6 protein-coding genes are annotated in these 8,115 nt (G+C 69.8%); 3 read left to right on the top strand and 3 right to left on the bottom strand.

Annotation, left to right across the window (positions count from 1 at the left end; genetic code table 11):
• Positions 1-106 precede the first annotated feature (106 nt).
• Complete coding sequence (locus tag MR1_RS13180) at positions 107-1,111, bottom strand: TadA family conjugal transfer-associated ATPase (protein ID WP_067247613.1); 1,005 nt, start codon at positions 1,109-1,111, stop codon at positions 107-109.
• 385 nt (positions 1,112-1,496) lie between these two features.
• Here MR1_RS13180 and acs point away from each other — a divergent pair, with 385 nt between their 5' ends.
• Entirely contained in the window at positions 1,497-3,467 is a 1,971-nt protein-coding gene (gene acs, locus MR1_RS13175; protein ID WP_067247610.1) for an acetate--CoA ligase, read from the top strand.
• A 363-nt stretch (positions 3,468-3,830) separates the two neighbouring features.
• Here the strand turns inward: acs and MR1_RS13170 are convergent, their stop codons facing one another.
• Together MR1_RS13170 and MR1_RS13165 are read right to left on the bottom strand one after the other, a co-directional pair.
• Positions 3,831-4,289 (bottom strand): RidA family protein, encoded by a 459-nt coding sequence (locus MR1_RS13170; RefSeq protein WP_067247606.1) that lies wholly within the window; start codon positions 4,287-4,289, stop codon positions 3,831-3,833.
• On the bottom strand, positions 4,286-4,510 hold the full coding sequence (locus tag MR1_RS13165; RefSeq protein ID WP_067247602.1) for a DUF4177 domain-containing protein: 225 nt from the start codon (positions 4,508-4,510) through the stop codon (positions 4,286-4,288). Before MR1_RS13165 ends, MR1_RS13170 begins: the two co-directional genes overlap by 4 nt.
• 76 nt (positions 4,511-4,586) lie before the next feature.
• Between MR1_RS13165 and MR1_RS13160 the strand changes: the two genes are divergently transcribed.
• Both MR1_RS13160 and MR1_RS13155 read left to right on the top strand, forming a co-directional pair.
• Entirely contained in the window at positions 4,587-7,148 is a 2,562-nt protein-coding gene (locus MR1_RS13160; RefSeq protein WP_084344649.1) for a transglycosylase domain-containing protein, read from the top strand.
• Positions 7,148-8,077 carry a metallophosphoesterase gene (locus MR1_RS13155; protein WP_067247595.1) on the top strand — a complete coding sequence of 310 codons (930 nt, stop codon included), beginning with the start codon at positions 7,148-7,150 and terminating at the stop codon, positions 8,075-8,077. Before MR1_RS13160 ends, MR1_RS13155 begins: the two co-directional genes overlap by 1 nt.
• The last annotated feature ends 38 nt before the right edge of the window (positions 8,078-8,115 follow it).

Here is an 8,115-nt window from a genome sequence, read left to right as displayed (position 1 = left end):
AGCGGCGCGGCCCCGGCCTGCAGCAGCACCGCGAGCGTGCGCACCGCCTCGGGCACCGGCACCGCCACCGCGGACGGGCCCGCCGCGCGGCGGCGCTGCACCGAGATCACCACGGTCGCACCTCCTCGATGCCGAGGCGATCCTCTTCCAGGCGGAGGCGTCCGACCTGCGCCAGCCGGCGCGTCCCGTCGGCCCCCCGGACGAGGTGCAGCACGAACGAGAACGCACTCACCGCCTGTCGCGCCAATGCCGGCGGATCCATTCCAGCCAGCGCTCCCAGCGCCTCCAGCCGGGCCGGGACGTCGGCCAGTCCCGAAGCATGCAGGGTGCCGGCGCCGCCGTCGTGACCGGTGTTGAGCGCCGTGAGCAGGTCGCGGATCTCCTCGCCGCGGCACTCTCCCACCACCAGTCGGTCCGGACGCATCCGCAGCGATTCGCGCAGAAGGCGGGACACGGTGATCCCGCCGACGCCCTCGAGGTTCGGCTGCCGCGCTTCGAGCGCCACATGGTGCGGGTGCCGCGGCCGCAGCTCGGCCACGTCCTCGATCGTGACGATGCGCTCGGCGGAGGGGACGTGCGCCAGCAGCGCGGACAGCAGGGTGGTCTTGCCGGTGCCGGTCCCGCCCGTGATCAGGAGGTTCTCGCGGTCACGGACCGCGCCTTCGAGCCAGGACCTGCTCTCCGGCCCGAGCCCGCCGAGAGCCACCAGGTCGTCGAGGTCCGCAGCGCGGACACGCGGAATCCGCACGGACACCGCCGTGCCGCCGGTGCAGACCGGTGCGAGCACCGCGTGCACCCGGATGCCCGAGCCGAGCCGAACGTCCACGCACGGGGACTGGTCGTCGAGATGGCGCCCGCCGGCACCGACCAGTCGCACGGCGAGGTCGCGCACCTCGCGCTCGGAGGCCGACCACCCGGACACCCGCTCGATACCGGCGCCCCGGTCGACGAACAGCCCGTCGGCGCCGTTGACGAAGAGGTCGGTCACGCGTTCGTCGGTGCAATGCACGGCGAGATCCCCGAAGGCGGGATCGAGAGCGATGGATTCGGGGGCCGCGACGAGCGGATCCCCCTCCCCGCCGCGCGGGACGATGACGAAAGGTCCAGGCATACGCCGAGGCTAAGAATCGGCGCGCGGCCGTGGAGACGGCCGGACACCAGCGGTGCACAACGCGTCCGGATCCGCCTCCGTGGAGGACGAGACGCATGGCCGGCCGAGGAGCGTGCGAGCGCTCCCACGACGGAGAGAGGGCGGCACCCCACGGGGGGAATGGGATGCCGCCCAGAGACGCGCGCGATCGGGGGAATCGCGGCGTGAAGCCGGAATCGTTAATTCGGCCGTGGGTCAGCATACGCAACGTAAGGGGTCTGACAAAACCCATTCGGCTACCGACTTTCGGCGGTACTCTCGGATCACGCCGCAGGGCTAGATTCCCGATGTCGCGGTCCCGTCGCGACCCCGCAACACCCGTGCCGCAAAGGAGCGCCTCCTCATCATGAGCAGCAGCCAGATCGACCACCTTCTGAACGAGGACCGCCGGTTCCCCCCGTCGCCGGAGTTCGCCGCCCAGTCGATCGCCAAGCCCGAGCTCTACGACCGGGCCGCCGCCGATCGCGAGGGGTTCTGGGCCGAGCAGTCCCGCGAGCTCCTGCACTGGCACACCCCGTTCACTCAGGTGCTGGACTGGAGCACGCCGCCCTTCGCGAAGTGGTTCGCGGACGGCGAGCTCAACGTCGCGTACAACTGCCTGGACCGGCACGTCGAGGCCGGGAACGGCGATCGCGTCGCGATCCTCTGGGAGGGCGAGCCGGGCGACGAACGACGCATCACCTACGCCGAGCTCACCGACGAGGTCAAGCGCCTCGCGAACGTGCTGACCGATCTCGGAATCGGCCACGGCGACCGGGTCGCGATCTACCTGCCCATGATCCCCGAGGCCATCGCGTCCATGCTCGCGGTCGCACGCGTCGGCGCGATCCACTCCGTCGTGTTCGGCGGTTTCAGCGCGGACAGCCTGCGCTCGCGCATCGACGACGCCGGGGCCCGCCTCGTCATCACCGCCGACGGCGGTTGCCGCAAGGGCCGGGTCTCGCCCCTCAAGCCCGCCGTGGACCAGGCCCTCAGCGACCGCGGAGACGGCGAGCAGCAGACCGTCGAGCACGTGCTCGTGGTCAAGCGGACCGAAAACGAGGTCGAGTGGGATCCGGGCCGGGACGTCTGGTACCACGACGTCGTCCCGGTGGCCTCGGCCGACCACACCGCCGAGGCGTTCCCCGCGGAGAACCCGCTGTTCATCCTCTACACGTCCGGTACGACGGGGAAGCCGAAGGGCATCCTGCACACCTCGGGCGGCTACCTGACCCAGGCGGCGTACACGCACAAGAACGTGTTCGACCTGCACCCCGAGTCGGACGTGTTCTGGTGCACGGCCGACATCGGGTGGGTGACCGGGCACTCGTACGTCACCTACGGCCCCCTCGCCAACGGGGCGACGCAGGTGCTCTACGAGGGCACCCCGGACACGCCGCACCCCGGGCGCTGGTGGGAGATCATCCAGAAGTACGGCGTGACGATCTTCTACACGGCGCCGACCGCGATCCGTTCGTTCATGAAGCTCGGCCGCAGCATCCCGAACGAGTTCGACCTGACGAGCCTGCGCGTGCTGGGCTCCGTGGGCGAGCCCATCAACCCCGAGGCGTGGATGTGGTACCGCGAGGTCATCGGCGGCAACCGCACGCCGATCGTCGACACCTGGTGGCAGACGGAGACCGGGGCGATCATGGTGTCGCCGCTGCCGGGCATCACGGCGGCGAAGCCCGGTTCCGCCCAGGTGCCGCTCCCGGGCATCTCGATCGACGTGGTGGACGAGTCCGGCGCCGAGGTCGGCAACGGCAACGGCGGGCTGCTGGTGATCACCGAGCCGTGGCCCAGCATGCTCCGCGGCATCTGGGGCGACCCGGAGCGCTTCAAGGAGACGTACTGGGAGAAGTTCGAGGACCAGGGCTACTACTTCGCCGGTGACGGCGCACGGCTGGACGAGGACGGCGACCTGTGGCTGCTCGGCCGCGTGGACGACGTGATGAACGTCTCCGGTCACCGCCTCTCCACGGCGGAGATCGAGTCCTCGCTCGTCGCTCATGAGGCGACGGCCGAGGCCGCCGTCGTCGGCGCCTCGGACGAGACCACGGGCCAGGCGGTCGTGGCGTTCGTCATCATCAAGCAGAGCTATCTCGACGCCCACTCCCCCGAAGGCCTCGCGGCGCAGCTGCGGGTCTGGGTGGGCGAGCAGATCGGCCCGATCGCCCGTCCCCGCGACGTGTACATCGTGGGCGAGCTGCCCAAGACCCGCTCCGGGAAGATCATGCGGCGTCTGCTGCGCGACGTCGCGGAGGGCCGTGAGGTCGGCGACACCACGACGCTCGCGGACACCGCCGTGATGAGCGTGATCTCGGCGCAGGTCAAGTAGGTCACAACAGCGAGAGCCCCGCGTCCGGTCGGACGCGGGGCTCTCGCGTTGTCCCGCGCGCAGGTGTCCCCGCGACGCGACTGCTTCCGCGCTCAGGGCCGCGGTGCTCAGCTACTCACGCAAGAAGGCACCCTCGCCAGGTCAGGCACTCACGCCAGATCAGGCGAGAAGCCCGCCTTGCCGCCTGTTCTCGCGCGTCCGCCTGATCCGACGTTCGGACGGCGCGCCGGGCGCAGCACTCAGGCACCCTCGCCAGGTCAGGCACTCACGCCAAGTCAGGCAAGAAGCCAGCCTGCTCGCCTGATCTCCCGCGTCCGCCTGATGCGGCGCGCCGGGCGGCGCCAGCGGGGGCGCGACGCGGGATCAGGCGAGGAGGAAGGAGACCTCGACCTCGACCGGGCTGTCCAGCGGCAGGACGGACACGCCCACGGCCGCGCGGGCGTGGCGCCCCGCATCGCCGAAGATCTCGCCGAGGACCTCGCTGGCGCCGTTGATGACCGCCGGCTGGCCGGGGAACGACGGGTCGGAGGCGACGAACCCGCCCACCCGGAGCACCCCGGCGATCCGGTCGACCCCGCCTGCGGCGTCCGCGGCGGCGGCCAGTGCGTTGAGCGCGCAGATCCGGGCGTACCCCTTGGCGTCCTCGGGGGTCACCTCGGCGCCGACCTTGCCCGTCGCCGGCAGCGCGCCGTCCTGGAACGGGAGCTGGCCCGCGGTGTAGACGACGCCGCCGTGCACCACGGCCGGAACGTAGGCGGCGACCGGCGCCGCGACGGCGGGAAGCTCGATGCCGAGCTCGGCGAGGCGGGCGGAGACGGTCACTGCGCGCCTCCCTCGAACTGGCGGGACGCCTCGGCGGCCGCGGCGAGGCCGGCGTTGGCGGTGCCCTCCTCGCTCACCGGACGCTTGAGGTAGGCGACGAGACCCCCTTCGGGCCCCTGCACCACCTGCACGAGCTCCCAGCCCTGCTTGCCCCAGTTGTTCAGGATCGCTGCAGTGTTGTGGATCAGCAGCGGGGTGGTGAGGTACTCCCACGTGGTCATGGCTCTCCTGCCGGAAGGGACGCGCACGCGCGCGCGTCAGAGACGGTACTCAGGGTCTTCCCTTACGATCTAGCGTATGCCTCAGTCCAAACGAACGCTGAAGGGTGTGCTCGGCGGCCTGGCCGGGCTCGTCGGTCTCAGCACCGTCGCCGGCGTCCTCGTCACCGCGAGCGTGACCCCGGTGTTCACCGTCGCCGGCGCCGCGGCCGCGCAGTCGATCGACCTGTTCGAGAACCTCCCCTCCAACCTCGAGGTCGACCGGCCGATGGAGGCGACGACGATCTACGCGACGGATCGCGACGGCAGCCAGCGTCAGCTCGCGCGGTTCTACGACCAGAACCGCATCCCGCTGAACTTCGACCAGGTCGCGCCCGTCATGTACGACGCGCTGCTGTCCAGTGAGGACAAGAACTTCTACAGCCACGGCGGGATCGACCTCGTCGGCACGACCAAGGCCCTCGTGGACAACCTCCGCGGTTCGTCCACCCGTGGCGCCTCGTCGATCAGCCAGCAGTACGTGAAGAACGTGCAGCTCCAGGAGTGCGAGCGCGGGGTCAAGCTGAACCTGCCGCAGGAGGAGCGGGACCAGCAGCTCGCTGACTGTTGGAACGCGGCGGCGAACTCGGACGGCTCCGAGGGCATCCAGCGCAAGCTCCAGGAGATGCGCTATGCCATGCAGATCGAGAAGACGTACTCGAAGAACGACATCCTCATCGGGTACCTGAACCTCGTCAGCTTCGGCGGCACCACGTACGGCATCGAGGCCGCCGCGCAGCGCTACTTCAGCACGTCCGCCGCGAACCTCACGCTCAACCAGGCCGCGACGCTCGCCGGCATGGTGCAGAACCCCAACGAGTACCGGATCGACCAGCCCGACAACGAGGTGAACGGCGCCGCGGACGGCTACTCCGAGACGCTCACACGGCGCAACTACGTGCTCGGCCGCCTGCTCGACGACGGCAAGATCACCCAGGAGCAGTACGACGCGGCGCACGCGGAGCCGATCACCCCGGTGATCAGCACGCCCAGCCAGGGCTGCGGCGATGCCGGCGGCTATGCCTACTTCTGCCAGTACGTGCGAGCCACGCTGGAGAACGACCCGGCCTTCGGCGAGACCTGGGAGGAGCGCCAGGAGAAGCTCCTCAAGGGCGGTCTGGACGTCTACACGACGCTGAACTTCGACGTCCAGGATCGGCAGCTCGCCGCGATGGACGAGTACACGGAGCCCACCGTCGAGGGCATGACAGCTTTCGGAGCTGCGGGCGTCACGGTGCAGCCGGACAGCGGCCGCATCCTCTCCATCGTCCAGAACACCAACTTCACCGAGTCGAACCCCGCCCCCGGCTTCACCTCCCTGGTGTATGCGGGCGATATCAACCACGGGGGATCCACCGGCTTCTCAGTCGGGTCGACCTACAAGGTCTTCACATTGATCGACTGGCTGGAGAAGGGGCACTCTCTCCGCGAGACCCTCAACGCGACGAACCGCGACTTCAAACTGTCCTGCAACGGCGATCAGCTGATCCTGCCCCGGGACGTGGGTAATGCCGGAGGGAACCGAGGCTACACGGGATCGATCCTGCAGTTCACCGCAGCATCACTCAACACCGGGTTTGCGGCGATGGCCGAGAGGCTCGACGTCTGTGAGATCAACGCGGTGGCGGAGCGGATGGGCGTGAAGTTCGGCAACGGCCGTAGCGTCACGGACACCTCGTACGACCTCGGCGCGTTCGACGTCCTCGGGTCGAAGGCGATCGCGCCTGTCGACATGGCGTCCGTGTACGGGACGATCGCCAACAAGGGCGTCTACTGCCCGCCGCACGCGATCGACAAGGTGGTCGGACCTGGTGGAGAAGAACTGCAGCTCCCCGACAGCACGTGCCGTGAGGTGCTCAAACCTGAGATCGCCGCGGCGACGGCCTACGCGCTCCAGGGCGTGATGGAGGGCGGCACCGGCTCGAACGGCAATCCGTATGACGGGACTCCGCTCATCGGCAAGACCGGAACGCACAACAACGCCCAGACGATGCTGGTCGAGTCCAGCACGAAGGCCGCCACGGCGATCTGGGTCGGCCAGGCTGACGGCGACGGCCAGAACCTCAACGAGTTCTACGTGAACGGCAACAACGTCCCAGATATCCGATTCCCGCTGGGACGGGATTTCCAGGCCGCCGCGAACATCGTGACGGCCGGCGGCGACCCGTTCCCCGACCCCCCGAGCAGCAGCCTCAAGCCTGTCTACGTGGACCTGCCGAACGTCGTGGGCATGAGCCAGGAGGACGCGGCGCGTCGGCTCGAGAACGCTGGGTTCGACTACACCATCGGCGCGCCTGTGAACAGCAATCTGGCACCGGGAGTCATCGCCGCGCAGGATCCCGGTGCCGGCCAGGTCACCGGTGGCACCGTCGTCACGATCTCGCCGAGCAATGGGCAGGGCACCGCCGTGCCCGATGTGAGCGGGCAGATTCCGAACAAGGCGGTGGAAGCCCTTCAGCAGGCCGGACTGGTCGGCATCATGGGTGACTGCACGGCCGGTGGCGGAAGCGCGAAGGTGACGACGACGGACCCGCCCGCCGGGACATCGGTCGCCAAGGGTGCCACGGTCCGACTGAACTACTCGAAGCAGAATTGCCCGTAGTGGCACGTCCGGCGCACCCGGCCCTCATCGCGCTCGGCGCGGTGGGGGCCGTCGGCGTGTCCGCGGTCATCTGGGGCGTGGGGATCGAACGACACCTGTACACGGTGCGGCACGTCTCCGCCCCGGCGCTCCCGCCAGGCTCCGCTCCCCTGCGGATCCTGCACGTGTCCGATGCGCACATGGCCCCGTGGCAGGAGCGTCGGCAGCGCTGGCTCGCTTCTCTTGCCGATCTGAAGCCGGACCTCGTCGTCAACACCGGGGACAACCTGGGTCACCGCGACGGCCTGGAAGGGATCCGGCGCGCGTTCGCCCCCTTTGCGGGCGTGCCCGGCGTCTTCGTGCACGGCTCGAACGACGTCTTCGTCCCCGCGCCGCGCAATCCGTTCCGGTACTTCCTCAGCCCCTCGCGAGACGTCCCGGACGCCGAGCGTCTCGACACCGCGGCCCTCGACCGGTTCCTCACCGACGAGATCGGCTGGGCGGGCATCGACAACACCGCCGCGACGCTGGAGGTCGGCGGACGGCGTCTCGACCTCGTCGGCGTCGGCGATGCGCACCGCGACTGGGACGACCTCGACGCTCTCCCTTCCGCCATCGACGCCCTCGGCCCGCGTCCCGCGGGCGTCCCGGTCCTGGGTGTCACCCATGCGCCGTATCAGCGGGTGCTCAACGGGCTCGTCGACCTCGGCGCCGATGCCGTCCTCGCCGGCCACACGCACGGCGGCCAGGTCTGCCTCCCCGGATTCGGCACCCTCGTCGCCAACTGCGACATCCCGCTCAAGCAGGCGAAGGGCCTGAGCACCTGGAGCCACGGTGCGCACCGCGTCCCGTTGAACGTGAGCGCCGGCTGCGGACATTCGATCTACGCTCCGGTGCGTTTCGCCTGCCGCCCCGAGGCGACCCTCCTGACCCTCACGGCGAAGGCCTGACGGTTCTGCGGCGCCTCTGACGTCCGGAGGGCCGTCGC

Origin of the sequence: Microbacterium resistens NBRC 103078 (assembly GCF_001552355.1) — a bacterium.
GTDB lineage: Bacteria > Actinomycetota > Actinomycetes > Actinomycetales > Microbacteriaceae > Microbacterium > Microbacterium resistens.
Note: the sequence above shows the minus strand (reverse complement) of the source record. Positions and strands in the feature narration are given on the sequence as shown.